This is a genomic window from Pectobacterium hainanensis (genome assembly GCF_046237015.1).
Lineage (GTDB): Bacteria > Pseudomonadota > Gammaproteobacteria > Enterobacterales > Enterobacteriaceae > JBJYIN01.
In genome coordinates, this window is the sequence record NZ_JBJYIN010000010.1 from 1 (window position 1) to 25,135 (window position 25,135).

Here is a 25,135-nt window from a genome sequence, read left to right on the forward strand (position 1 = left end):
ATTAAATAAGTGAAGAAGCCTCATGTGAAAGCATGGGGCTTTTTTGCGTTTGGGGTTTTAGTCCGGTTAGTGTAGAAGCTGCATGGGGAATTTTTACACTTTTTGTGATAGCCACCGAGAGATGAATTGTGCGATTTCCTGAGGTCGGTTCAGATCTAATAGTGGAAGCTTGGTCGACGCGATTTTACTATCTGAAGCAATAGCAATGACATGTTCATCAATTAAATCAGTAAGCTCTTTGCCTACCATCTGACGAAATAAGACAATTTTAGCGATCTTTTCATGTTTGAAACCTTCAACCAGTATAAGATCGAGCTTTGATGCATCCATCTTTTCTGCAAGCATCAGGAGGTCCGGTTCTTCCTGCTCAGGCGTTTCTTCCATCAGGGCCCAACGTTTACTACTCGCCACGATTGTTTGGTTTGCGCCCGCTTTACGCAACTCATAACTATCCTTACCCGGCGTATCAACATCCATTTCATGATGGGTATGTTTGATTAGCCCAACTCGTATGCCATTTCTTGCTAACAGGGGAATGACTGCTTTTAGCAGCGTTGTTTTCCCCGTGCCGCTATAGGCTGTAATAGCAAGTAAAGGGAGTGGTTTTAGGTCATTCATAACGTTTTTGCCAGTTAGATAAATCTTCCGGTGAATTCAGGTTAAGAAATGCATCAGGTTGATCAATAAATGAAATTGCTTTAGCGCCAATTTGTGTAATGAAAAGCATTAATTTACGATCGCCATTCTGAAGATACGTTGTTAGCGGTTCGATTAAAATTCGGTTTATTAGCAAGAGCGTTGGATGGTCCCTGGATCCATCTGTTACATAGACCGCATTATTATCACCTTTCTCATTCCATAGCCGTGTAACAAGATCCAATGGAAGTCCTGGAACATCACAGGGAGCAAAGATAACCCATTCTGAGTTTGCTGCTTTCATTCCGGTAAGGATGCCAGCTAATGGGCCAGCAAAGCCTTCCTCAACATCACGGATGACTTTGTATCCACTTTGCTGATAGATAGAGATATTTCGATTAGCGCTAATGATAATGTCATCAACCTGATTTTTTAGACGCTCAAGGACGTGCTGATAAAGGGGCTTCCCCTGAAGTTCCACCAATCCTTTATCGTTTCCACCCATCCGTGTTGATTGTCCACCCGCTAGAATGATGCCAGTGATCATCTTTTTCCCTTGTTAGCAAAGCCATACGTTATTTTCTAAAAATTTTTACTGAAGACCAAGTTCTTTTCACATACGGCTAAGGCTGTTATTTTGAGTATCGTACTTACATTCTGAGGATAAAAAATGAAATGTCATCGCGTTAATGAACTGGTTGAACTGCTACATCCTGCCTGGCAAAAAGAACCTGATTTAAATCTTGTCCAATTTTTACAAAAACTTGCACATGAGGCGGGGTTTGGGGGGCAGTTAAATGAACTGACAGATGATATCCTTATTTATCACCTGAAAATGCGTGATTCAGCTAAAGATCAGGTAATTCCTGGTTTGAAAAAAGACTATGAGGAAGATTTTAAGACCGCATTACTCCGTGCGCGTGGCGTGATTAAAGAGTGATAACGTTGAAAAGTAACAGGTTCCTGATGCTGACCAGCGCATATTTTTACCTTATATATTGATAGTGGTTGCTATGAACAGCTCAGTTTTTAATTTTCAGACGTTGTTCCCTGAATTAATCATGGACGCATTGCTGGATTCCGGATTACGTGTTGATTCAGGTCTAACCGCTTTAAACAGCTATGAAAACCGGGTATATCAGTTCACTGACGAAGAGCGGAAGCGGTTCGTGGTGAAGTTTTATCGCCCAGAGCGTTGGACAGAAGCGCAGATTCTTGAAGAACATGAATTTGCTCATGAACTTGCTGAAGATGAAGTTCCGGTTATCGCTCCGCTAATATTAAATGGACGTAGTCTGCATTTTTATAATGGCTTCCATTTTGCCGTTTTTCCTAGTGTTGGTGGGCGGCAATATGAAATGGATAATGAAGAGCAGCTAGAGTGGGTCGGTCGTTTCCTGGGGAGAATCCACCAGACGGCCAGTAAATCCTCTTTTTTACAACGACCAACCATTGGGTTGAATGAGTACTTGTATGAGCCTTATCAACAATTGGAATGTTGTTCGTTGATACCAAAAACACATCGGGATGTTTTTTTACAGGCAACCAGTAGGCTCATTGATATCGTTAAAGAGCATTGGCGTACAGACTGGTGTTCGCTGCGTTTACATGGCGATTGTCATCCAGGCAATATTTTATGGCGAGATGGCCCGTTATTTGTGGATTTGGATGATGCTCGGAATGGACCAGCAATACAGGACCTGTGGATGCTATTGCATGGAGAGCGTCATGAGCAACGTATACAGCTGGATATCTTGTTAGAAGCTTACAGTGAGTTTTCTGAGTTTCAGGATGAGCAACTAGCATTAATTGAACCTCTACGTGCGATGAGGCAAGTTTATTATCTGGCTTGGGTTGCTCGCCGTTGGGAAGATCCCGCTTTTCCTCTAAACTTTCCTTGGATGACAGAGGCAGATTTTTGGCTTAAACAGACATCAATATTTACCGAGCAGGTTAAGCTGTTACAGGAACCCCCTTTGCAGCTCATGCCAATGTACTGAAATTAAATGGAGAGAGTATATTTTATGAAAAGTTTATGGCTTGCGCTGATTGGTGCTGTTTTATCTTTTAGTGCCTCGGCGGCTGAATTTTCTAATGGTAAGCAGTTTGTTGAATTAGATAAACCGGCAACGCAAGAGCCTCAGGTTCTTGAATTTTTCTCATTTTATTGTCCGCATTGTTATCAATTTGAACAGGTTTATCATATCCCTCAAGCAGTAAAAAAAGCACTGCCGGAAGGGACAAAAATGACTCGTTATCATGTTGATTTTTTAGGTCCTTTGGGTAAAAACTTGACCCAAGCTTGGGCTGTTGCTATAGCCCTGGGAGTTGAAAGTAAAGTAAGTCCTTTGATGTTTGATGCAGTACAGAAAACGCAAACTGTGCAAAACCCCAACGATATTCGTCAGGTATTTATCAATGCTGGCGTGAGTGCTGAAGAATTTGATGGTGCGCTAAATAGCTTTGTTGTTAAATCATTAGTTGCCCAACAGGAAAAAGCAGCGGCTGATTTACAATTACGCGGTGTTCCAGCCATGTTCGTTAATGGCAAATATATGATCAAGAATGATGGCTTAGATACCAGTTCAGTAGAGGCGTTTGTAAAACAGTATGCTGATGTGGTGAAGTTTCTTATCGATAAGAAATAATTCGTCAATAAACCACGCCAGTTTCATTGGCGTGGTTCTATTCTTTTAATTCTCTGTGTTTTATCTCTTTGGTAAATATTTTACCTTCATCAATATGTCATCGGTTAACTCATATCCACAAAAGCACTATTTTTTACTGCAAACGAATAATAATTTTAATTACTTTAACTGTATGAATGTTATGAATATAAATATGACACTTATTATCGCAATACTTATTGATAAGTGAGCTATTACTTTTACTCACAAACTTATCCACAGATTTTTCTTGCGATATGCTATGCAAAAATGGTGAATACCTTGTGTTAAGGATCGTCTCTTTCCTTCAGCTATGGCATGCTTAGCATCATGGCAGACGACAAAGATTACAGCAGGCTATGGTTCAGATTGCAGAAAATCCCTTCATTCTCGTAGACGGTTCATCCTATTTGTATCGTGCTTATCACGCATTTCCTCCGTTAACCAATAGCGCAGGGGAACCAACAGGGGCGATGTATGGCGTACTGAATATGTTACGCAGTTTGCTGTTGCAATATCAGCCCAGCCATGTTGCCGTTGTTTTCGATGCGAAAGGAAAAACGTTTCGCGATGAACTGTTCGAAAACTATAAGGCTCACCGACCACCTATGCCGGAGGATCTACGTGAACAGATAGAACCTTTGCATAATATGGTGAAAGCGATGGGGCTACCGCTTTTAGCCGTTTCCGGCGTAGAGGCGGACGATGTGATCGGTACACTCGCTGTTCAGGCGGAAAAAGCGGGTAAGTCGGTGCTGATTAGTACCGGTGATAAAGATATGGCGCAATTGGTGACGCCGAGTGTGACGCTCATTAATACCATGAATAACACCATTCTTGGTCCACAGGAAGTGTGTGATAAATATGGTATTCCCCCTGAATTGATTATCGATTTCCTCGCGCTGATGGGAGATGCATCGGATAACATTCCTGGCGTACCCGGCGTGGGTGAAAAAACGGCGCAGGCGCTATTGCAAGGTCTTGGTGGACTGGATGCGCTGTATGCCAATCTTGATAAAATTGCCGGACTTTCTTTCCGTGGTGCGAAAACCATGGCGCCAAAGCTGGAACAGCATAAAGAAGTAGCCTACCTATCCTACCAGCTTGCCACCATTAAAACGGATGTTGAACTGGAACTGAGTTGCGATCAGCTCACCGTTAATGAACCGGACGTGGATGAGTTGCATCGTCTCTTTTCCCGTTATGAATTTAAACGCTGGCTGTCAGATGTTGAATCAGGCACTTGGATGCAGGGTAATAAAAAGAGTAGCAAGCCTGTTCAGGCGATGAGTAAGGCGGTGGTTGAGCTAGTTGCTGAAGAGGACAACGCCGTTGAGCTGTCTGCCGAAGGTTATGTCACGATTCTTGATGAGGAAACGCTGCTTAATTGGGTTGAGCGTTTAAAACAGGCTGAGGTTTTCGCTTTTGATACGGAAACTGACGGGCTGGATACGCTTACCGCGAACCTGATTGGCCTGTCATTTGCGATTAAACCCGGTGAAGCGGCTTATTTGCCGCTGGCACATGACTATCTGGATGCGCCGGAACAGTTGGATCGCGACAAGGTATTGGCCTTGTTCAAACCGCTGCTGGAAGATGAGAAACTGCTTAAGGCTGGTCAGAATCTCAAATTTGATAAAGGCGTGATGCAGCGGTACAGCATCGATTTACGCGGCATCGCGTTTGATACCATGTTGGAATCCTACGTGCTCGACAGCGTAGCCGGTCGCCATGATATGGATAGCCTGGCCGAACGCTATTTGAACCACAAAACCATTACCTTTGAAGAGATCGCAGGTAAGGGGAAAAATCAGCTAACGTTTAATCAGATTGCACTGGAACAGGCAGGGCCTTATGCGGCCGAGGATGCCGATGTCACGCTGCATCTGCACCAGAAACTGTGGGGGAAACTTCAGCCGCATGCCGATCTGTGTCAGGTTTTCCAGACTATCGATATGCCATTGATACCCGTTTTATCTCGCATCGAACGTACTGGCGTTTTGATCGATCCTGCGATTTTGGCGGAACATTCAAAAGAGCTCACAACCCGTCTGGTGGAGCTGGAAACACAAGCTCATGAACTGGCGGGCGAAGTGTTCAATCTCTCATCAACCAAACAGCTACAGGGCATTCTGTATGAAAAGCAGAAGCTGCCAATTCTGAAGAAAACGCCAAAAGGCGCGCCGTCAACCAATGAGGAAGTGCTGGCTGAACTGGCGCTGGATTACCCTCTGCCGAAGCTGATCCTGGAGTATCGTGGGTTGGCCAAACTGAAATCGACTTACACCGATAAGCTACCACTGATGATCAATCCGGCGACGAAGCGAGTGCATACGTCCTATCATCAGGCTGTTACTGCGACCGGGCGCTTGTCTTCCAGCGATCCGAATCTGCAAAACATCCCGGTTCGTAATGACGAAGGGCGCCGTATTCGTCAGGCATTTATCGCGCCTAAGGGCTACAGCATTGTGGCGGCGGACTATTCCCAAATCGAACTGCGTATTATGGCGCACCTATCGGGTGATAAAGGGCTGTTGAACGCATTTGCAAACGGGCTGGATATCCACCGGGCAACGGCGTCAGAAGTGTTTGACATTGCGGTGGATAAAGTGACCTCAGAACAGCGTCGCAGTGCGAAAGCCATCAACTTTGGCCTGATATATGGTATGAGTGCGTTTGGTCTGTCGCGTCAGTTGAATATTCCCCGTAGCGAATCGCAGAAATACATGAACCTGTATTTTGAGCGTTATCCTGGCGTACAGGAATATATGGATCGTACCCGTCAACAGGCCGCCGAGCAGGGATACGTTTCGACATTAGATGGCCGTCGGCTTTATTTGCCAGATATTCATTCACGTAATGCGATAGCCCGTAAAGCGGCGGAACGTGCTGCCATCAATGCTCCGATGCAGGGGACGGCGGCTGATATCATCAAGAAGGCGATGATCGCAATTGATGACTGGTTACAGCAAGAGAAGCCACTTGTTAATATGATCATGCAGGTACACGATGAATTGGTTTTTGAGATTCATGATTCAGTGCTAGAGGAATCAAGGAATAAAATCAGAGAGTTAATGGAAGGCTGTATGCAACTTAGTGTGCCTTTACGGGTAGATATTGGAAAAGGTATGAACTGGGATGAGGCGCATTGAGTCTGACATGGATCGTCTTTTTTTGTAATAAAAGAACAAGATAATGTGACCTGGTTTGGCTTTGTGTAATTGGTCGCCAATTTTTATGAAAGTAAACAACAAAAAATCCTTTGTTCTGATGAAAAAATGAGGTAGAGTTAAAGACGTAGGGTACAGAGGTAAGATGTTCTATCTTTCAGACCTTTTACTTCACGTAATCGGATTTGGCTGAATATTAGCCGCCCCGGTCATTTATTGACTGGGGCGTTTTTTATTGTGCTTATCTAAGTTTTTACCGCTTAAAGCGGCAGCAACTACGCGACTGGTTGCAAGATGTCAGCACGATTTCGAACGTGAAAAGAACGCTTCTGGTGGGTGTGCATTGCGGGAATGTAGGGACGTGATGCGAGTAATAGCACTCTGCACCACGCGAAAGGATTATTCCGCTTCCTGCTCTTCTTCAGCGTGTTCCAGCGTGCTGAACCAGCTATCCAATTTCTGCCGTAGTTTATCGACGCCGAGTTTTTTCAGTGATGAAAACGCTTCGACCTGAATATCACCCATAAATGGCAAGACTGCCTCGCGAACCATATTCAACTGTGCTTTACGTGCGCCAGAGGCCAGCTTATCGGCTTTGGTCAGCAGCACTAAGACTGGAAGCTTGACATCGACTGCCCACTGAATCATTTGCTGATCGAGATCTTTCAGCGGATGGCGAATATCCATTAGCACCACCAGTCCCTTCAGGCTGTTACGCTTTTGCAGGTATTCACCGAGCGCACGTTGCCATTTGATCTTCATTTGCTCTGGCACTTCGGCATAACCATAACCGGGTAAATCTACCAGACGAACACCGTCTGCTACTTCAAACATGTTGATCAACTGTGTTCTACCTGGTGTTTTACTCGTACGGGCCAGGTTTTTTTGATTAGTCAGCGTATTGAGCGCGCTGGATTTTCCGGCGTTAGAGCGCCCGGCAAAGGCCACTTCGATACCGCTGTCTGTCGCCAGGTGGCGAATATCTGGGGCACTGATGACAAAATGCGTCATGTGGTAGTTATATTGCTGGGTCACAATGATTATCTCTATTTGGATCGCTGTCTGGTTGGCGATTATACCTATAACTGACAATAAAGGCGGTTTTATCTGTTTTGGTGCATAGACGAAAAATACGTGAGGGAAACACCTCTCTTGCACCTGGAAACACAATAGGTATAGCCTGTACCCGTGTCTGAAATAACGAAAACCATCATCGGTTGATGGGAGTCCTTTTTTATTGCCGGGCTTTCTGCTAGATTCCGCCGCAATTACCTTCACCTGTGTACCTGAGAGCAACATTATGAGCCAATCCGTTAAAGGGTCAGTCAAATCCAAAATCAAAAGAAAAACTCGCGAAGAACTGGATCGTGAAGCTCGTGACAGGAAACGTCAGAAAAAACACCGTGGTCGTGTTGCAGGAAGCCGGGCTCAGGAAAAAGAGTTATCGAATACCGCTAATGGGCAGCGCAAAGTAGCCGATCCGCGTATTGGTAGTAAAAAACTGGTTCCATTAGGCGAGCTGGCGTCTGCAAAAAAGAAGGACAAGCCAACGGCTTTGGTTACGGCCAACGACGTTCCAACGTCTTCAATGTCGCCGGAAGAAGAGTTGGCAATGTTGGAAAACGATACTCGTCTGGATGCCTTGTTGGATCGTCTGGACAATGGTGAAACATTGAGTGCTAAAGAACAATCATGGGTTGATGAAACGTTGGATCGTATCGACGTATTGATGGAACAGCTTGGTATTGAATTAGGTGACGACGATGATGAAGAGGAGCAACAGGAAGATATGTTGCAGCTTCTGAAACGTAATAGCTCGAAAGATGCTTTCTAACTAATGAAATTGCTAGTTCTGTTACTGGCATTATTGGTCATGTCTTATCTATTTTGCCTGTTAGGTAAATTGTGGCTTTTATCAAAACGAAAAGACCGATTACATCGCACAGTAATGAAGAGGCCATCACCTTCAGAAGCGTGTCGTTTCAATAAAAAGCGCCGCCGGCGATGGCCTGTGAGGAAGGGAAAAGGAGTGTCCCGTTAATAAAAAACTGGAAGGAGTGAGCAAAATGTCCGTACAGACCGTGGATTGGGATTTAGCCCTGATTCAAAAATATAATTATTCTGGGCCGCGTTATACGTCATATCCCACCGCATTAGAATTTAGTGAACAGTTTGATGAGCCCGCTTTTTTGCAGGCAATCGCCCGTTATCCACAACGTCCACTTTCATTGTATATCCACATCCCGTTTTGCCACCGGCTATGCTATTTCTGCGGCTGCAATAAGCTGGTTACGCGTCAACAGCATAAAGCGGATGAGTACCTTGACGTATTGGAGAAGGAAATTCGTCAGCGAGCACCGCTGTTTTCTGAGCGCACCGTAACCCAACTGCATTGGGGGGGAGGAACACCAACCTATTTGAATAAGGTGCAGATTACCCGCCTGATGACGTTGCTGCGTGACGTATTTTCATTCTCTGATGATGCTGAGTTGTCACTTGAAGTTGATCCGCGTGAGATTGAATTGGACGTGCTCGATCATCTGCGTGCCGAAGGATTTAATCGTCTGAGCATGGGGGTGCAGGATTTCAATAAAGAAGTGCAGAAGCTGGTAAACCGCGAGCAGGATGAAGATTTTATTTTCGCGCTGATCGAACGCGCAAAAGCATTGGGTTTTACATCCACGAATATTGATCTGATTTATGGTTTGCCAAAGCAAACGCCGGAGAGTTTCGCCTTTACATTGCAACGAGTCGCTGAGCTAAGCCCGCATCGTCTGAGCGTTTTTAACTATGCGCATTTACCCAGCCTGTTTGCGGCGCAGCGAAAAATCAAAGAAGCTGATTTACCGGATGCAGAACAGAAACTGGAGATTTTACAGCAAACGATCGGGTCTCTGACTCAATCTGGTTACCAGTTTATCGGTATGGACCATTTCGCACGACCGGATGATGAACTGGCTATTGCGCAGCGGGAAGGGAAGTTGCATCGTAATTTTCAGGGATATACCACTCAGGGAAACAGCGATCTGCTTGGAATGGGCGTTTCGGCGATTAGTATGATCGGTGATAGTTATGCTCAGAATCAAAAAGAGCTGAAGCACTATTATGCGCAGGTCAAAGACTCCGGGAATGCGCTGTGGCGCGGGCTACAACTGACTCGTGATGATTGCCTTCGTCGCGATGTGATTAAGACACTAATTTGTAATTTCCAGCTTAGCTATGCGTCCATTGAAGCGGAATATGCGATCGATTTTAAAACCTACTTTGAGCAAGATTTAGCATTGCTGGCTCCGCTGGTGGCCGATGGGTTGGTTGATAGCTTGGAAGATGGACTGGTGGTGACACCTAAAGGACGTTTGCTGATTCGCAATATCTGCATGTGTTTTGACGTCTATCTGCGTAACAAAATCAGGACCCAGCAGTTTTCCCGCGTGATTTAGCCAAAAAAACAGCCAGCTGATGTTGATGTCGGCTGGCTGTCCTCGTGTTTTTTATGATCAACTAAAGAAGTTAATCAGTGCGGCACACAAAACAGCGGCAATCGCTGTTTGCGGTGAGTGGCTCGCAGCGGAACCTATTTCAGCGCTGTGCGTCACTACAGAAATTAATGAGTCAAACATGTTAGCCTCCCGGATCAGCGACACGATCATACTGCTGACTCGGGTCAAGTAAAGGACAAATTTATGACAATTTCGTGCGCCAGATTGTATTTTTTAACACCACTTTTCGTCGATGAATAGATGATGTCAGTGTGTAAATATTAAACTAACAATTGCGCAATAAATGCGCAATGTATGTTACTCCATTCCCAGCTCTTTTAGTTTACGTGTCAGGGTATTTCTTCCCCATCCTAATAAGCGAGCGGCTTCCTGTTTATGCCCTTGAGTATGTCGTAATGCCGTCGTTAGCAATGTTCTTTCCATTTCAGGTTGTGCTTCTGACAGCAAATTTTGATGACCGGAACGCAGAGCACGATCGGCCCACTGTGCCAGCAATGTTGCCCAACTGTCAGGTAGTATATGCACGGTGGAATCCGGTGCGGTGGTTTCAAACAGCTCTGGTGGTAAATCCTGAATCAGGACTTCCTGACCCGCCGCCATGACCGTCAACCAGCGACAGGTATTCTCCAATTGGCGCACGTTGCCTGGCCAGGGTAGACGAGTCAGCGCCGTTTCTGTTTCCGGATGCAGGTTTTTGGGTTCGACACCCAACTCTTTCGCCGTCGCTTGTAAGAAATACTGAGCCAGACGGGGAATATCTTCGCGGCGCTCACGCAGTGGTGGCAGATGAACGCGGATAACATTCAAACGGTGGAAGAGATCTTCTCGGAACCGACCCTCCTGAACCCGTAACTCGAGATTCTGGTGTGTTGCGGCAATGATTCGTACATCCACTTTCACCGCTGCATAGCCACCAACACGGTAAAATTGACCATCGGCTAATACGCGCAATAAACGTGTTTGCACATCCAGCGGCATATCGCCAATTTCGTCCAGAAACAGCGTACCGCCATCAGCCTGTTCAAAGCGGCCTTGCCGAATTTGATTTGCGCCAGTGAATGCGCCTTTTTCATGACCAAATAATTCTGATTCAATTAAATCTTTTGGAATGGCCGCCATATTCAACGCAATAAAGGGTGCTTTAGCGCGTGGGCTATGCCGATGCAGCGCATGGGCAACCAACTCTTTACCGGTGCCGGATTCACCATTAATCAGTACGCTGATCGATGAACGCGATAAGCGCCCAATGATGCGAAATACGTCCTGCATGGCAGGCGCTTCACCGATGATATCCGTTGTTGGGCCGCTGATCGGCTGATTACGAACCGGCTGTTGTTGCTCGAGATAATGGCTGATCGCTCTCTCTACCAGCGCGACCGCTTCATCAATATCAAACGGTTTAGGTAGATAATCAAAAGCGCCTTGTTGATAAGCGCTGACGGCGGCATCTAAATCGGAATGCGCGGTCATGATGATGACGGGTAGCATCGGATGGCGCTGCTTTATTTGCTGTAGCAATGCCAGCCCATCCATACCGGGCATGCGAATGTCGGACAGCAATACATCGGGCGTTTGTGTCGCCAATGCATGCAGCGCCTGGTTTCCGTTATCAAATGTAGCACAGGTTAGGCCCGCACCAGTGAGCGCACGTTCGAGCACCCAACGGATGGAGCTATCGTCGTCGACAATCCAGACTATCCCTCGTTGCATTGTGAACCTCACTGGCGAATGGGCAGGTAAACCGAAAATTCGGTATGTCCTGGCCAACTGTTAAATTCAATTTTACCGGAATGTTGATCAATCAGACTGCGCGCGATAGACAACCCTAATCCAGTTCCCCCTTCCCGACCACTGACCATCGGATAAAACAACGTATCCTGTAGTTGGGCCGGTACGCCTGGGCCGTCATCCTCAATATCAATACGTGCAGCAAGACGATAACGCACGCCGTGCAATGTGAGTTGGAACGCAGTGCGGGTACGTATCGTAATCGTGCCGCCTTCCTGACCCAGAGCCTGTAGCGCATTACGGGTAATATTTAGTAGCACTTGCTCAACCTGATCGGGGTCGTGGATCAACTCTGGCAGGCTGGGATCATAATCTTTCACCAGCGTCACATTATCTGGTTTTTCCAGCGACACGAGCTGACAAACACGTTCGGCAACCTGATGAATGCTCTGTGTAACGTGTAGACCGGGCTGCTGCGGGCCGAGTAGACGATCGACCAAATTACGCAAGCGGTCCGCCTGCTCAATGATCACTTTGGTATATTCGGTTAGTGCCGGGTCGGGGAGTGCTTTGGAAAGCAGTTGTGCTGCCCCTCGTAATCCACCCAGTGGGTTTTTTATCTCGTGTGCTAATCCCCTGACTAAATCCCGGGCTGCCTGTTGTTGAGCTTGTTGAAGCTGTTCCTGGCTGAGGCGGCGTTGGTTATCCATTGGCGCCATTTCCAGCAGAATAAAGTCATCCTGCACGCGTTGTGCCGTGAGAGACATAATATGCGCTTTACCATCGACGACGATGGTCACTTCGTTGTCTGTAAAACCTTGCCCTGAATCCAGACTTTCGCGCATTAAGTCTATATTCAGAGAAAAATATCCCAGCAGGTCAGGTAAAGGCGTACCTGATAATTTACGTGAGCTTTGTGCCAATAATTGTTGTGCTGCTGGATTGGAGTAATGAATCGCCAGATGGTTATCCAGCAATAATATGCTGTTTATTAAAGAATTGAGGATCTGCCCAGCATCGGGCAGCGTGCCTGTTGCCATAACGCAGACTCCCGCACTCTATGAGCGCACAGTAGTAACTTCAACACCCGTGGAGAAAAAAGCCCATCATAAGATGGGCTGAAAAGTTTCCACGGCAACAAAAACAAAACCAAAAACGTCTTAGCATTCTGTTAATCATCGATCAAGGTTGGGTATCAGCACACCTAACCTTATCGAAGCAGATATCATTACACACTGTAGTACAGTTCGAACTCAACCGGGTGTGGCGTCATGCGAACACGGTCATTCTCTGATTTACGCAGTTCGATGTAAGCATCAATGGTATCATCAGTGAATACACCGCCACGGGTCAGGAATTCACGATCCGCATCCAATGCATTCAGCGCTTCTTCCAGCGAACCAGCCACCTGTGGAATTTCTTTGGCTTCTTCCGGCGGCAGATCGTACAGGTTCTTATCCATTGCATCGCCAGGATGAATTTTGTTGATCACGCCATCCAGACCAGCCATTAACAATGCAGCGAAACACAGGTAAGGGTTAGCTGCCGGATCCGGGAAGCGAACCTCGATACGACGCGCTTTCGCACTGGCAACAACCGGAATACGGATAGATGCAGAACGGTTGCGAGCCGAGTAAGCCAACATAACCGGTGCTTCATACCCTGGAACCAGACGCTTGTAAGAGTTGGTGGTTGGGTTAGCGAGGGCGTTGATGGCTTTAGCATGTTTAATCACCCCGCCGATGTAATACAACGCTGTTTCAGACAGGCCGCCGTATTTGTCACCAGCGAACAGGTTGGTTCCATTTTTAGCTAAAGACATATGGCAGTGCATGCCAGAGCCGTTGTCACCAAACATAGGTTTTGGCATGAAGGTCGCCGTTTTGCCAAATGCATGAGCAACGTTGTGCACGACATATTTGTAAATCTGAATTTCGTCCGCTTTTTTGGTCATGGTATTGAAGCGGGTTGCCACTTCGTTCTGACCTGCGGTAGCAACTTCATGGTGATGCGCTTCGACCACTAAACCCATTTCTTCCATGGTCAGACACATCGTTGAACGCATGTCCTGAGAGGAATCGACCGGAGGTACAGGGAAGTAGCCGCCTTTCACGCCAGGGCGGTGGCCCTTGTTACCGCCTTCGTATTTCGTGCTGGAGTTCCAAGCACCTTCGATATCATCAATGGCAACGTGAGAACCAGAGATGCTGCTGCCGAAACGGATATCATCGAACAGGAAGAATTCTGGCTCTGGCCCGAACAGGACGGTATCGGCAATGCCGGAGGCGCGCAGGAAATCTTCAGCACGTTTAGAAATAGAACGTGGATCGCGATCATAACCTTGCATCGTGCCTGGTTCTAAAATATCGCAACGAATGATTAGCGTTGACTCTTCAAAGAATGGGTCGATAACTGCCGTGCTGGTATCCGGCATCAGAACCATGTCGGATTCGTTAATGCCTTTCCAGCCGCCAATCGAGGAACCATCAAACATTTTACCTTCTTCAAAAAAGTCAGCATTAACTTGATGAGCCGGAATCGTGATGTGTTGTTCTTTGCCTTTGGTATCGGTGAAGCGCAAATCAACAAACTTCACTTCATGTTCATTCAGCATCGTCAAAACATGTTCTGCGGACATACTTGGTTCTCCCGATTGTCGTTTTTCGTCGTGGAACGAATATCATTGTGGATTGATGTTGTTACCGTGCGTAGACTAAAGCTAAAAGTGTGCCAACTTTTTAAATATGTGTAATGTGCTGCACGTCGGGGCTTTCTGCCTGAATACGACTGCACCATTATAGTTTATAGCACCAAAATGGTGCTTATTGGGTGAAGTTATGCACTTATTTGGTGCATTGCTTCACACTTGTCGCGTTTTTGCACCGTGAAAGGGATCACAAAGCAGGCAGCAATGGGTTGTTTATCATAGATGCTTGTGATCTTGTTTAGTCCCTCGATTAATACGTGTACAATAGCGCGCTATTTCTAAAATGCCTGAGGCAAAGCTGTGATCGAAAATTTGCGTAACATCGCCATTATTGCGCACGTTGACCATGGGAAAACGACCCTGGTTGATAAGTTGTTGCAACAATCCGGAACTTTCGGAGAACGTACTGAAGCAACCGAACGTGTAATGGACTCCAACGATTTGGAGAGAGAGCGTGGAATTACCATCCTCGCCAAAAATACTGCCATTAATTGGAAAGACTATCGCATTAACATCGTGGATACCCCGGGACACGCCGATTTTGGCGGCGAGGTTGAACGTGTTATGTCGATGGTTGACTCGGTGCTGTTAGTCGTTGACGCAATGGATGGTCCGATGCCGCAGACCCGTTTCGTGACTAAAAAAGCGTTTGCCAATGGTCTGAAGCCAATTGTGGTGATCAACAAGGTTGACCGCCCCGGCGCTCGCCCTGACTGGGTTGTTGATCAGGTATTCGATCTGTTTGTTAATCTGGATGCGACGGATGAACAACTGGATTTCCCGATCATTTATGCCTCCGCATTGATGGGGATTGCCGGTAACGATCACAATGATATGGCGGAAGATATGACTCCGTTGTATCAGGCTATCGTCGATCATGTTTCGGCTCCGAAAGTAGAACTTGAAGCGCCATTCCAGATGCAAATCTCCCAGTTAGACTATAACAACTATGTTGGTGTTATTGGGGTGGGCCGTATCAAACGTGGTCGTGTGAAACCGAATCAGCCGATCACTATCATCGATAGCGAAGGTAAAACCCGCAATGGTCGAGTGGGTAAAGTTCTGACCCATATGGGGCTGGAGCGCATTGAAGCACCCGTTGCTGAAGCTGGCGATATCATCGCGATCACGGGTCTGGGAGAGCTCAATATCTCCGATACCGTTTGTGATGTGACCGCGGTTGAAGCTTTGCCTGCATTGTCTGTTGATGAACCAACGGTCACGATGTACTTCAACGTCAACACCTCTCCGTTCTGTGGTAAAGAAGGTAAATATGTGACCTCTCGTCAGATTCTGGAACGTCTGAATAAAGAGTTGGTACATAACGTTGCGTTGCGTGTTGAAGAAACCGAAGATGCGGATGCATTTCGCGTGTCAGGCCGTGGTGAACTTCACCTGTCCGTGCTGATTGAAAATATGCGTCGTGAAGGTTTCGAACTGGCGGTTTCCCGTCCTAAAGTTATCAACCGTAAAATCGATGGCCGTATGCAAGAGCCATTCGAAAACGTGACCCTGGATATTGAAGAACAACATCAGGGCGCAGTCATGCAGGCCATGGGTGAGCGCAAGGGTGATGTTAAGGACATGATCCCTGATGGAAAAGGGCGTATCCGTTTGGATTACCTGATCCCCGCTCGTGGTTTGATCGGTTTCCGTACCGAGTTTATGACGATGACGTCCGGTACGGGTCTGCTGTATTCCACTTTCAGCCACTACGATGATGTGCGTCCAGGCGAAATCGGCCAGCGCCAAAACGGTGTGTTGATCTCTAACGGTCAGGGGAAAGCGGTCGCGTTTGCGCTGTTCAGTCTGCAAGATCGCGGTAAATTGTTCCTCGGTCACGGTGCGGAAGTATATGAAGGCCAGATTATCGGTATTCATTCTCGCTCTAACGATCTGACAGTAAACTGCCTGACCGGTAAGAAACTGACCAACATGCGTGCGTCTGGTACGGATGAAGCCACCACGCTAGTTCCGGCGATCAAAATGTCTCTGGAACAAGCGCTGGAGTTCATTGATGATGATGAACTGGTTGAAGTGACACCAACGTCTATTCGTATTCGTAAACGTCATCTGACGGAAAACGATCGTAAGCGTGCGAATCGCGGACCTAAAGAAGGCTAATTTTTATCAAGCCCCGCTTTATGTAAAAAGGCATCTTCGGGTGCCTTTTTTATTTTTTTGTATTCGTACTCATCAGTTTGCGAGTAGCGTCGCAAAAACGTGCCCAACTTTTTTGTTTTTCTCTACCGTTTTGCGTGGTATTCCTACTTTCACTTTTTCCTGTCGGTCCTCCCTGTTCAGCATTGCAATTTCCCGCTACAGTGAAAAACCAACGGTTACATCAGGAGGAAGGACCATGCTTTATATCTTTGATTTAGGCGACGTCGTCATCGATATTGATTTCAACCGGGTGTTAGGCGTCTGGAGCAAACTCAGTAGTACACCGCTGGCGACGTTGAAAGAGCGTTTTGCCATGGGGGAACCCTTTGAACAGCATGAGCGCGGTGAAATCAGTGATGAAGCGTTTGCGACAGCGTTGTGTCATGAAATGGGGATCTCGTTGAGTTTTGAGCAATTTTCTGCGGGATGGCAAGCTATTTTTGTCGCACTGCGCCCAGAGGTTATCGCGATCATGAACCAATTGCGCAACGATGGGCATCGCGTCGTCATTCTTTCTAATACTAACCGTTTACACTGTGGTCACTGGCCCGTTTTGTATCCTGAAGTAGAGGAGGCGGCCGATCGCCTTTACCTCTCACAGGATATCGGGTTACGTAAACCTGAAGTCGCGATCTATCAGCATGTGCTGATGCAGGAAGGCGTGGCACCAGAACAAACGATTTTCTTTGATGATAACGCAGCTAATGTCGCTGCCGCTCAGTCACTGGGGATTCACAGTATTTTAGTGACTGACCGCCACGTTGTTCCTGACTTTTTTTCTACACAGCCTGCGATCGCCTGTCCATAAGCCTTTTTTATCGGGTTTACCCTTTATTGCTAAGGTAAACCCTGCCAATTTTTTGAAAAACAGGAGTGAAGAGAGTCAATGATCGCGTTAATTCAGCGAGTTTCCAGCGCCAGTGTTACGGTAGGCCATGAGGTGGTTGGTGAAATCGGGAAGGGGTTGTTGGTATTGCTGGGCGTTGAACAAGGCGACGATGAAAGAAAGGCAGAGCGCCTTTGTGAGCGTGTTTTGGGTTACCGGCTATTTAGTGATGATAATGACAAAATGAACCTTAATGTCAGCCAGGTTGGTGGCAGTGTGCTGGTGGTATCGCAGTTCACACTGGTGGCGGATACCCAAAAAGGAATGCGCCCCAGTTTTTCTCGCGGTGCGGAACCTGCTGAGGCTGACCGTCTTTATCAGTATTTCGTCGAACAGTGCCGTAAACGCGAAATGACGACGGAAACGGGACGATTTGCCGCAGACATGAAAGTGGCATTGGTTAACGATGGTCCGGTGACGTTTTGGTTACAGGTATGACGCCTTTTGATGCGTTCAAATTTTTATGAGAACGGTTTTAATGAAGATCGTTTTCACGGGGGAAAATCTATGTATCACCTAAGAGTACCTGAAAGCGCTGAAGAACTTGATGCGTACTATCAATTCCGCTGGGAGATGCTGCGTAAACCTCTGCATCAGCCGCTGGGCTCTGAGCGTGATGCTTATGATGCGTTGGCTCATCATCAAACGGTCGTTGATGTGCAGGGGAGACTGGTCGCGATTGGACGCCTTTCCATCAATGCTGATAATGAGGCGGCAATTCGTTTTTTAGCGGTACACCCTGATGTGCGTGGAAAAGGATTGGGAACCTTGTTGGCTATGACGCTGGAATCTGTTGCGCGACAGGAAGGCGTAAAGCGGGTCGTGTGTAGTGCTCGTGAAGATGCCATCGATTTTTTTGCTAAGCTGGGTTTTACCAATCAGGGGGAGATTACCGCGCCGCAGACAACACCGGTAAGACATTTTCTGATGATTAAACCAGTGGTCACATTGGATGATATTTTACATCGCCCAGATTGGTGTGGTCAGTTGCAGCAAGCCTGGTATGAACATATTCCGCTAAGTGAAAAAATGGGTGTGCGAATTAGTCAGTATACCGGGCAGAAATTTATCACGACGATGCCGGAAACGGGTAATCAGAACCCTCATCATACGTTATTTGCTGGTAGCCTCTTTTCACTTGCGACGTTAACTGGATGGGGATTGATTTGGCTGTTGCTGCGTGAAAGGCATTTAGGCGGCACGATTATTTTGGTTGATGCACATATTCGTTACAGCACACCGGTAACGGGTAGGCCAAGTGCGGTTGCCGATCTGGGATCGCTCAGTGGTGATTTGGATCGCCTGGCCCGTGGGAAAAAGGCCAGAGTGCAGCTCAATGTGGAATTATTCGGAGATGATGAAAAAGGCGCGTTATTCGAGGGCGTTTATATTGTACTGCCCGCGCAGCCAGAAGATCCGCTGGAACAAGGTGGGTCAGAAATACGGTGATAGCACAACGCTATCACCGTAATGTCGTCATCGTAATCCCTTCACCATGATGAACGCTATGGTGTCGTCAATGCGCCCTGATGTATTTGCTGATCGATGGGTTGCCCATTGTTGTCAACACCTTGCAATGAACCGCTGAGTGTTGGCTTTAATGGTGTACTGGCGGTGAGCTGTCCATTAAGTTGTAGCTGTAGGTTGACGTTGCCGGAAGGGGTTGATGCGGCCGGCCATCCCCAGCGTGTCAGTATATCCATTTGAACCGCTCGTCCATTCATCGTAAATGAAAACCGGCGATCAGGTTGTTGGCTGATGGTCGCCTTCGCTTCTAGTAGGCCGGTTTGCGTGAATGTGCTGAGATCGGTGATAGCAATTTGGCTATCGTTAGCCGTTAACGCCAGCGAGGGGCGTCGGATATCCACTTTATTGAACGTTGCATCGCTGGCGTTCAGATTCAGACTGCCCTCCCACACGCCCCATTCATGGTTACGCGCCAGCAGCAAATTACTGCCGTAGCCGTCCAATGCGGTGAGCTGGAAAGGGAAATCTGGGTTGATATCAATGAGCAAATTACGATTCGCGGTGAACTTTTGCAGCTTTACCTCAGACAACCAGTCTGGTAGCGACGTTTGCCAACGTTGACGCCAATCGCCCGGTAATGTGTATTCCATTCCTGCGACAACAAATTCACGCAATAACAGACGGTGATTGCTACGTTGCCAGTTGCCGTTGGTACGCAGCAGACCGCCTTCCCAGCGGGTGGTGAACTGTTTGATATCCACCCCGTTTGGGGACAGGGTGAGATTCACGATGGGATCGATAAAATGCATGCTGCCGTTGACAATATCGGTAGCATTAAAAGACAGCTCTCCGTCTTCACTTTCCCAATCGCCTTTTTTAAACGTGACGTTTTGGAGTGTGACGTCAAGGTCGATAAACGCCCAACCAGGGCCTTCAATTCGAGCATCAATCAAATCAAAACGGTTGACCGCCACGGACGGAATTGCCGTTACTGGCTCCCAGAAATCAGCGATAGATCGTGGTGTCTGAAGGCGAACGTTGCTGAGTCGTAAATGACCAATTTGCCAACTGCCATCATCATGACGACTGGCGTTACCCGTGAGCTGGCCCTGCGCAACATCGGCGCCAAAATTACTCAGCGTAAGCTGGCGATCGTTAATTTCCCCCTGCATCAATACCTGACTCGCGGGAATATCATTAAGCCGCATTGAGCGGGCGCTGAGTTGGAAACGGCCCTGTTTACCCAGTAAATAACCGGCTTCTGGCTGCCATGGCATGATGCCGCCGTTGATAGCCTGACCGTTCAGGTTCCAATCACCATCTTGTGCTTGTAATGCCATCGACCGTAATTGTAAAACATCAGCTTCGATAGGGAGTGTGACTGGCGTAGAGGATAAATTCAGCGTGCCGCCTTCTAGCTCCAGACTGGAAAAGTGACGTGGCTCGGTGATCTGACGCACGCTGAGTCCTGCAGAAATCGTGGGAACAGAAAGCGTCGGTGGCTGATCCTTATGACCAAACGTGACGTCTTTCAACTGAATATGAGCGGGTGAGGACCAGTCGTGACTGATTTTACCTAATGAAAGCTGATAGTTTGTATTCTGGTTCACCCAATTGCAGACCCAACTGGCTGCCCATGCAGTTTGCAGTAATACATACACTATCACCAATGCCAGTAATGCCAGCAGGAGTAGCGTCAGCAACAATTTCCCGAGAAATTTCATCGTCTCTGTCCGTCCATGCCAATCGTCAAGGATAGTGAATTTATGCCGCAATTGCCTATAAGGCTCAATAGATAATGCAGGTACAGACAGTAAAAAGCGACCCGTGTTGCATCACGCGTCGCTTTTATTTGTGTTGAACAGCACGGATTGGCGCTGTCTGACGTTATTTTTCTTCCTGAGGAAAAATCAGGTTTAGTACGATAGCGGTGATGCCACCTGCTGCGATACCAGAAGAAAGCAGCGTTTTCATCCAGTCTGGTGCAAATTGCAGAATTAATGGCTGCTGTGACACGCCGAGTCCTACCGCCAGAGATAATGCGATAATCATAATCGCACGGCGATTCAGCGGCTCGCGAGAGACGATACGAACGCCGGATGCGGCGATGGTGCCAAACATAACAATAGTCGCACCGCCCAGCACGGGTTCAGGGATGTGTTGTACAAAGCCGCTGACTGCCGGGAACAGACCCAGAACAATCAGCATTAATGCAACGACAAAACCCACATAGCGACTGGCGACACCAGTTAATTGAATCACGCCGTTGTTTTGACCAAAACAGGAATTTGGAAACGTATTAAAGATCGCAGACAGGAAGGAGTTCATGCCGTTTGCCAATACACCGCCTTTTAAACGTTTCATGTACAGTGGTCCGCTGACGGGCTGTTCTGATACGTCGGAAGTCGCGGTAATATCGCCAATCGTTTCCAGTGACGTCACCATAAAGACCAGCATCAACGGAATCAACAGGTTCCAGTCAAACCCCAATCCATAATACAGCGGTGTCGGCACCATAATGAGTGAGCTTTCTGCCGCTGGCGTGTTGTCTGGCAACATCCCCATGATCCAGGCACCCAGATAACCGACAGCCATGGCGATCACCAGCGAGGCCACGCGCAGGTAAGGGTTACGCTGGCGGTTTAATATAATAATGACGGCCAGCACGATCCCCGCCAATAACAGATTTTTCGGTGCGCCAAAGGTATTGTCGTTCATGGCCGCATAGCCGCCGCCGATAGATGTTAATCCAACCTGAATGAGCGATAGACCGATAATCATGACCACAATCCCCGATACCAGCGGGGTGATAATGCGGCGCGCGAGGTGTAAAAACCGGGAAAGCACAATTTCTGTGCAGGAGGCCACCATCAGCGTACCGAACAAGGCCGCCATCATGGTGGGAACATCTGCTCCGCCGTTTTTGAGCGCGAGTCCCCCCATGATTAATGGAGTAACAAAATTAAAACTGGTGCCCTGAATTGAGAGCAAACCTGAGCCGATTGGACCCCAGGTTTTAATCTGCAAAATAGAGGCAAGACCGGAGGCAAACAACGACATACTGATGATGTGTTGCGTGTCTTGAGCGGGTAGCCCTAATGCCTGACAAATCAGCATGGCTGGTGTAATCACTGCGACAAACATCGCCAGCAAATGCTGGCAGGCGGCAAACAATGTTTGTGGCAGAGGCGGTCGATCCTCCAACCGATAGATTAATTCACTGCGTTTAGGCGCAGGTGCCAGATCTGGCTGAGGGATATCCGTGGTGACGGTCATAATTGTTGACGTATCTGAAGTGGCAAAGAAGGCATTTTAATGATCTCTTGGGTAAAAGCAAACGTTTGCTAAATGCGGTTTTTCATATGAAATTTATCTGGGGAATAATACCTTGTTAATTTAAGGGTTATTGGCGTGGGGGTATATCGAAACAAGGTTCAGGCGTTGGTATAACGGGCTCTTTCTGGTAACCAACGTTCAATCAATGCTCTGGCATGATCTGGATAATGTTGATGAATGTGGCGGGCAGTGCGCTGAACCTGCGGAATTAATGCTTGATCGCGCAACAGGTCAGCCACTTTGAATTCGGCATTACCGGTTTGGCGTGTACCCAATAATTCGCCTGGGCCGCGAATTTCCAAATCGCGTTGCGCAATCACAAAGCCATCGTTGCTATCGCGCAACACTTGCAAGCGCTTCTGTGCCGTTTTGCTGAGCGGGGTTTTGTAAAGTAGCACACAGTGTGAGGCAACAGCACCTCTGCCCACTCGACCGCGTAGCTGGTGAAGTTGTGCCAGCCCTAATCGCTCAGGGTTTTCAATAATCATTAGGCTGGCATTCGGTACATCGACGCCGACTTCAATAACCGTTGTCGCGACCAGCAGTTGTAGTTCACCCTGTTTGAAGGCCTGCATGACCGCCTGCTTTTCCTGAGCTTTCATCCTGCCATGAACCAAACCAACGTTGAGATCCGGTAGTGCGGTTTTGAGTTCTTCGCAAGTGGCTTCGGCAGCCTGTGCTTCTAATAATTCGGACTCTTCTATTAACGTACACACCCAATAGGCTTGTCGGTTTTCCTGCTGACAAGCATGGTTAACGCGCTGGATAATATCACTGCGGCGAGAGTCTGGGATGGCGACGGTACTTACAGGGGTTCTTCCCGGTGGTAGTTCATCAATTACCGAGGTATCTAAATCAGCGTATGCCGTCATCGCCAGCGTACGGGGAATCGGCGTGGCGGTCATAATTAATTGATGGGGATGAAACCCTTGTTCTTCACCTTTTTCCCATAGTGCCAAACGTTGATGAACGCCAAAGCGATGCTGTTCATCGATGATGACTAATGCCAACCCGTTGAATTTCACCTGTTGCTGAAAAATGGCGTGTGTGCCGACCACCATCGCAACCTGGCCATTGGCAATCGCATCTTGCTGTGTTTGCCGGGCTTTCCCTTTTTGTTTGCCAGCCAGCCAGCCTACTTCGATGCCAAGTGGTTCAAACCACTGGCGGAAATTATTCGCATGTTGCTCTGCTAACAGTTCTGTCGGGGCCATTAGCGCGACTTGCTTACCGTTTGAGATAGCACGTAGCGCGGCCAGAGCCGCAACCAGTGTTTTACCCGACCCTACATCGCCCTGTACCAGCCTCATCATAGGAAAGCCGTTTGCCATGTCTGCTTCTATCTCGCTGGTGACGCGCGTTTGCGCCTGTGTCGGAGAGAAAGGTAGGTTGGTAAGCAGACGTTGTTTAAGATGGTCGTTGGCGAGGAGCGGTAGTGCCTGATAACGTTGTGCACCCGCGCGAACCTCAAGCATGCTCAAATTATGCGCCAGGAGTTCTTCCACAATGAGACGCTGTTGTGCTGGGTGTTTACCCTGCTCAAGTTCACTGAGTTGCATGTCAGGTGGTGGGCGATGCAACGTATGTAAAGCTTCAGGCAGGCTGATAAGCGTGCGACTCAATGCTTCCGGCAACAATTCATCAATGGGATGCGCATCCAGCAACGCCAGTGCCTGATCGGTCAGCTTGCGCAGCGTTGCCTGACGAACACCTTCCGTTGTGGGATAAACCGGCGTGAGGGATTCTTGTAATTCAACCTGGGTACTATCACCTTGTATTCGGTATTCTGGGTGAATAATTTCAGCCCCAATTTTGCCGCGTTTGATCTCACCATAAGCACTAACCCGCTGACCCGGCGTCAGACTGTTTTTCATTGCGGCATTAAAATTGAAGAAACGCATGGTCAGGACACCGCTGCCATCGCTGATTTGGCAGGTCAGCATACGACGACTGCCAAAGGTGATGTCGTTACGCAAAACTTCGCCTTCCACAGTGGCATACATGCCAGGGAGAAGATCGCCAATGGCGTAAAGGTGGGTGCGATCCTCATAGCGCAATGGCAGATGGAATAATAAATCCTGAACGGTTTCCAGTCCGAGTCGGGCAAGCTTGGCGGCCTGACTGGCTCCCACGCCAGCAAGGGTGCTCAGCGGTTGGGTATGCAGCAGGCGATCTTGCATCAAAACTCCAGCGCTTGCATGGCCGCCCACCAAGGGGCATCGGCAACGACTTGGCCTTGGTGATCGATATAAGGACGGGGGAGCCCTTTGCGTTTCGCGACGCGAGCCAGCACTGGATATCCCCCTTCAAATAACAGACGCTGTTGGTCTTCTTCCGACAACGGACTATCGTCTCGTTGGTACATGCCTGCTATCTGACGTTGTCGCTGAGCTTCATATAAAATCAAGGCTGAGGCGACAGAAACGTTGAGTGATTGCACCATCCCGGCCATCGGAATAATGATATCCCGGTCAGCCAGCGCCAATGCTTCAGCGGTAATACCGGTTTTTTCTTGCCCCAGCAAAATGCAGGTTGGGAGAGTGTAATCTATTTCGCGAAAATCGACAGACTGCGCCGACAGATGTGTCGCCAGAACCTGCATACCGCTTGATTTTAGATGGTTGACGGCGTCATGAATGGTGTGATGTGTTTTGACGTCAACCCAGCTATTACTCCCCGCGGCAGAAGATACCAACGTTTTCATGCGGCTGGAGGGCCATACCGCGTGAATTTGGTGAACGCCAACGGCATCAGCGGTACGAATGACAGCGGAAACATTATGCGGCTTATGCACTTGCTCCATGCAAACCGTCAGATCCGGCTGACGGCAAGTCAGCATTTCTCTTATGCGTGCATAACGTTGAGGGGTCATCACA

At 47.8% G+C, this 25,135-nt stretch carries 22 protein-coding genes; 11 read left to right on the top strand and 11 right to left on the bottom strand.

All coding sequences use genetic code 11. The features are described from left to right. Positions 1 to 93: 93 nt before the first annotated feature. Positions 94 to 618 carry a molybdopterin-guanine dinucleotide biosynthesis protein MobB gene (gene mobB / locus ACKPVM_RS11630; protein WP_409309210.1) on the bottom strand — a complete coding sequence of 175 codons (525 nt, stop codon included), beginning with the start codon at positions 616 to 618 and terminating at the stop codon, positions 94 to 96. Further along, positions 611 to 1,183 carry a molybdenum cofactor guanylyltransferase MobA gene (gene mobA, locus ACKPVM_RS11635; protein ID WP_409309211.1) on the bottom strand — a complete coding sequence of 191 codons (573 nt, stop codon included), beginning with the start codon at positions 1,181 to 1,183 and terminating at the stop codon, positions 611 to 613. Before mobA ends, mobB begins: the two co-directional genes overlap by 8 nt. A gap of 123 nt (positions 1,184 to 1,306) precedes the next feature. Here mobA and ACKPVM_RS11640 point away from each other — a divergent pair, with 123 nt between their 5' ends. The 5 genes from ACKPVM_RS11640 to spfP all read left to right on the top strand — a co-directional run bounded on the left by ACKPVM_RS11640 (position 1,307) and on the right by spfP (position 6,665). Next, the gene (locus tag ACKPVM_RS11640; protein ID WP_409309212.1) at positions 1,307 to 1,576 is read left to right on the top strand and encodes a YihD family protein; all 270 of its coding nucleotides are present in this window, start codon (positions 1,307 to 1,309) and stop codon (positions 1,574 to 1,576) included. 73 nt (positions 1,577 to 1,649) lie between these two features. Further along, entirely contained in the window at positions 1,650 to 2,636 is a 987-nt protein-coding gene (locus ACKPVM_RS11645) for a serine/threonine protein kinase (protein WP_409309213.1), read from the top strand. A 24-nt stretch (positions 2,637 to 2,660) separates the two neighbouring features. Continuing rightward, positions 2,661 to 3,284 carry a thiol:disulfide interchange protein DsbA gene (gene dsbA / locus ACKPVM_RS11650; protein ID WP_409309214.1) on the top strand — a complete coding sequence of 208 codons (624 nt, stop codon included), beginning with the start codon at positions 2,661 to 2,663 and terminating at the stop codon, positions 3,282 to 3,284. Positions 3,285 to 3,661: 377 nt separating this feature from the next. Further along, on the top strand, positions 3,662 to 6,454 hold the full coding sequence (polA, locus tag ACKPVM_RS11655; protein ID WP_409309215.1) for a DNA polymerase I: 2,793 nt from the start codon (positions 3,662 to 3,664) through the stop codon (positions 6,452 to 6,454). Between the two features lie 163 nt (positions 6,455 to 6,617). Beyond that, entirely contained in the window at positions 6,618 to 6,665 is a 48-nt protein-coding gene (gene spfP, locus ACKPVM_RS20605; protein WP_071892919.1) for a small protein SpfP, read from the top strand. 206 nt (positions 6,666 to 6,871) lie between these two features. Here spfP and yihA read toward each other — a convergent pair whose 3' ends face one another. After that, positions 6,872 to 7,507: a ribosome biogenesis GTP-binding protein YihA/YsxC gene (gene yihA / locus ACKPVM_RS11660; protein WP_409309216.1), complete on the bottom strand. Its 636-nt coding sequence runs from the start codon at positions 7,505 to 7,507 to the stop codon at positions 6,872 to 6,874. A gap of 265 nt (positions 7,508 to 7,772) precedes the next feature. On the opposite strand from yihA, the gene yihI reads away from it, so the two are divergent. Then, the gene (gene yihI, locus ACKPVM_RS11665) at positions 7,773 to 8,306 is read left to right on the top strand and encodes a Der GTPase-activating protein YihI (RefSeq protein WP_409309217.1); all 534 of its coding nucleotides are present in this window, start codon (positions 7,773 to 7,775) and stop codon (positions 8,304 to 8,306) included. A 232-nt stretch (positions 8,307 to 8,538) separates the two neighbouring features. Continuing rightward, on the top strand, positions 8,539 to 9,912 hold the full coding sequence (hemN, locus tag ACKPVM_RS11670) for an oxygen-independent coproporphyrinogen III oxidase (RefSeq protein ID WP_409309218.1): 1,374 nt from the start codon (positions 8,539 to 8,541) through the stop codon (positions 9,910 to 9,912). A gap of 57 nt (positions 9,913 to 9,969) precedes the next feature. On the opposite strand, the gene ACKPVM_RS11675 is transcribed toward hemN, so the two are convergent. The 4 genes from ACKPVM_RS11675 to glnA all read right to left on the bottom strand — a co-directional run bounded on the left by ACKPVM_RS11675 (position 9,970) and on the right by glnA (position 14,338). Beyond that, positions 9,970 to 10,092 carry a YshB family small membrane protein gene (locus tag ACKPVM_RS11675; RefSeq protein WP_409309219.1) on the bottom strand — a complete coding sequence of 41 codons (123 nt, stop codon included), beginning with the start codon at positions 10,090 to 10,092 and terminating at the stop codon, positions 9,970 to 9,972. Positions 10,093 to 10,269: 177 nt separating this feature from the next. Beyond that, positions 10,270 to 11,682 carry a nitrogen regulation protein NR(I) gene (glnG, locus tag ACKPVM_RS11680; protein WP_409309220.1) on the bottom strand — a complete coding sequence of 471 codons (1,413 nt, stop codon included), beginning with the start codon at positions 11,680 to 11,682 and terminating at the stop codon, positions 10,270 to 10,272. 8 nt (positions 11,683 to 11,690) lie between these two features. Beyond that, positions 11,691 to 12,740 carry a nitrogen regulation protein NR(II) gene (gene glnL, locus ACKPVM_RS11685; protein ID WP_409309221.1) on the bottom strand — a complete coding sequence of 350 codons (1,050 nt, stop codon included), beginning with the start codon at positions 12,738 to 12,740 and terminating at the stop codon, positions 11,691 to 11,693. A gap of 188 nt (positions 12,741 to 12,928) precedes the next feature. Continuing rightward, positions 12,929 to 14,338 (bottom strand): glutamate--ammonia ligase, encoded by a 1,410-nt coding sequence (gene glnA, locus ACKPVM_RS11690; RefSeq protein WP_409309222.1) that lies wholly within the window; start codon positions 14,336 to 14,338, stop codon positions 12,929 to 12,931. A 369-nt stretch (positions 14,339 to 14,707) separates the two neighbouring features. Between glnA and typA the strand changes: the two genes are divergently transcribed. The 4 genes from typA (at position 14,708) to fabY (ending at position 18,905) form a co-directional block, all read left to right on the top strand. Beyond that, positions 14,708 to 16,531, top strand: coding sequence for a ribosome-dependent GTPase TypA (gene typA / locus ACKPVM_RS11695; RefSeq protein WP_409309223.1), 1,824 nt, complete (start codon positions 14,708 to 14,710; stop codon positions 16,529 to 16,531). 235 nt (positions 16,532 to 16,766) lie between these two features. Further along, entirely contained in the window at positions 16,767 to 17,378 is a 612-nt protein-coding gene (gene yihX / locus ACKPVM_RS11700) for a glucose-1-phosphatase (RefSeq protein ID WP_409309224.1), read from the top strand. A gap of 78 nt (positions 17,379 to 17,456) precedes the next feature. After that, positions 17,457 to 17,894, top strand: a complete 438-nt coding sequence (gene dtd, locus ACKPVM_RS11705; protein ID WP_409309225.1) for a D-aminoacyl-tRNA deacylase — start codon at positions 17,457 to 17,459, stop codon at positions 17,892 to 17,894. A gap of 69 nt (positions 17,895 to 17,963) precedes the next feature. Then, a complete protein-coding gene (fabY, locus tag ACKPVM_RS11710; protein ID WP_409309226.1) occupies positions 17,964 to 18,905 on the top strand; it encodes a fatty acid biosynthesis protein FabY in 942 nt (313 codons plus the stop codon). Between the two features lie 56 nt (positions 18,906 to 18,961). Here the strand turns inward: fabY and ACKPVM_RS11715 are convergent, their stop codons facing one another. The 4 genes from ACKPVM_RS11715 to trmH form a co-directional block, all read right to left on the bottom strand. Next, on the bottom strand, positions 18,962 to 20,647 hold the full coding sequence (locus tag ACKPVM_RS11715; protein ID WP_409309227.1) for an AsmA family protein: 1,686 nt from the start codon (positions 20,645 to 20,647) through the stop codon (positions 18,962 to 18,964). A gap of 163 nt (positions 20,648 to 20,810) precedes the next feature. Beyond that, positions 20,811 to 22,199, bottom strand: coding sequence for a nucleobase:cation symporter-2 family protein (locus tag ACKPVM_RS11720; RefSeq protein ID WP_409309228.1), 1,389 nt, complete (start codon positions 22,197 to 22,199; stop codon positions 20,811 to 20,813). 158 nt (positions 22,200 to 22,357) lie between these two features. After that, positions 22,358 to 24,439 (bottom strand): ATP-dependent DNA helicase RecG, encoded by a 2,082-nt coding sequence (gene recG, locus ACKPVM_RS11725; RefSeq protein WP_409309229.1) that lies wholly within the window; start codon positions 24,437 to 24,439, stop codon positions 22,358 to 22,360. Then, entirely contained in the window at positions 24,439 to 25,131 is a 693-nt protein-coding gene (trmH, locus tag ACKPVM_RS11730) for a tRNA (guanosine(18)-2'-O)-methyltransferase TrmH (RefSeq protein ID WP_409309346.1), read from the bottom strand. Before trmH ends, recG begins: the two co-directional genes overlap by 1 nt. Positions 25,132 to 25,135 lie beyond the last annotated feature (4 nt).

Coding starts and splice junctions, on each gene's coding strand:
- dsbA (WP_409309214.1), top strand. CDS start 2,661: ATGAAAAGTTTATGGCTTGCGCTGATTGGTGCTGTTTTATCTTTTAGT.
- ACKPVM_RS11645 (WP_409309213.1), top strand. CDS start 1,650: ATGAACAGCTCAGTTTTTAATTTTCAGACGTTGTTCCCTGAATTAATC.
- ACKPVM_RS11720 (WP_409309228.1), bottom strand. CDS start 22,199: ATGACCGTCACCACGGATATCCCTCAGCCAGATCTGGCACCTGCGCCT.
- hemN (WP_409309218.1), top strand. CDS start 8,539: ATGTCCGTACAGACCGTGGATTGGGATTTAGCCCTGATTCAAAAATAT.
- glnA (WP_409309222.1), bottom strand. CDS start 14,338: ATGTCCGCAGAACATGTTTTGACGATGCTGAATGAACATGAAGTGAAG.
- polA (WP_409309215.1), top strand. CDS start 3,662: ATGGTTCAGATTGCAGAAAATCCCTTCATTCTCGTAGACGGTTCATCC.
- mobA (WP_409309211.1), bottom strand. CDS start 1,183: ATGATCACTGGCATCATTCTAGCGGGTGGACAATCAACACGGATGGGT.
- trmH (WP_409309346.1), bottom strand. CDS start 25,131: ATGACCCCTCAACGTTATGCACGCATAAGAGAAATGCTGACTTGCCGT.
- yihI (WP_409309217.1), top strand. CDS start 7,773: ATGAGCCAATCCGTTAAAGGGTCAGTCAAATCCAAAATCAAAAGAAAA.
- fabY (WP_409309226.1), top strand. CDS start 17,964: ATGTATCACCTAAGAGTACCTGAAAGCGCTGAAGAACTTGATGCGTAC.
- mobB (WP_409309210.1), bottom strand. CDS start 618: ATGAATGACCTAAAACCACTCCCTTTACTTGCTATTACAGCCTATAGC.
- dtd (WP_409309225.1), top strand. CDS start 17,457: ATGATCGCGTTAATTCAGCGAGTTTCCAGCGCCAGTGTTACGGTAGGC.
- ACKPVM_RS11640 (WP_409309212.1), top strand. CDS start 1,307: ATGAAATGTCATCGCGTTAATGAACTGGTTGAACTGCTACATCCTGCC.
- yihX (WP_409309224.1), top strand. CDS start 16,767: ATGCTTTATATCTTTGATTTAGGCGACGTCGTCATCGATATTGATTTC.
- glnL (WP_409309221.1), bottom strand. CDS start 12,740: ATGGCAACAGGCACGCTGCCCGATGCTGGGCAGATCCTCAATTCTTTA.
- glnG (WP_409309220.1), bottom strand. CDS start 11,682: ATGCAACGAGGGATAGTCTGGATTGTCGACGACGATAGCTCCATCCGT.
- ACKPVM_RS11715 (WP_409309227.1), bottom strand. CDS start 20,647: ATGAAATTTCTCGGGAAATTGTTGCTGACGCTACTCCTGCTGGCATTA.
- recG (WP_409309229.1), bottom strand. CDS start 24,439: ATGCAAGATCGCCTGCTGCATACCCAACCGCTGAGCACCCTTGCTGGC.
- ACKPVM_RS11675 (WP_409309219.1), bottom strand. CDS start 10,092: ATGTTTGACTCATTAATTTCTGTAGTGACGCACAGCGCTGAAATAGGT.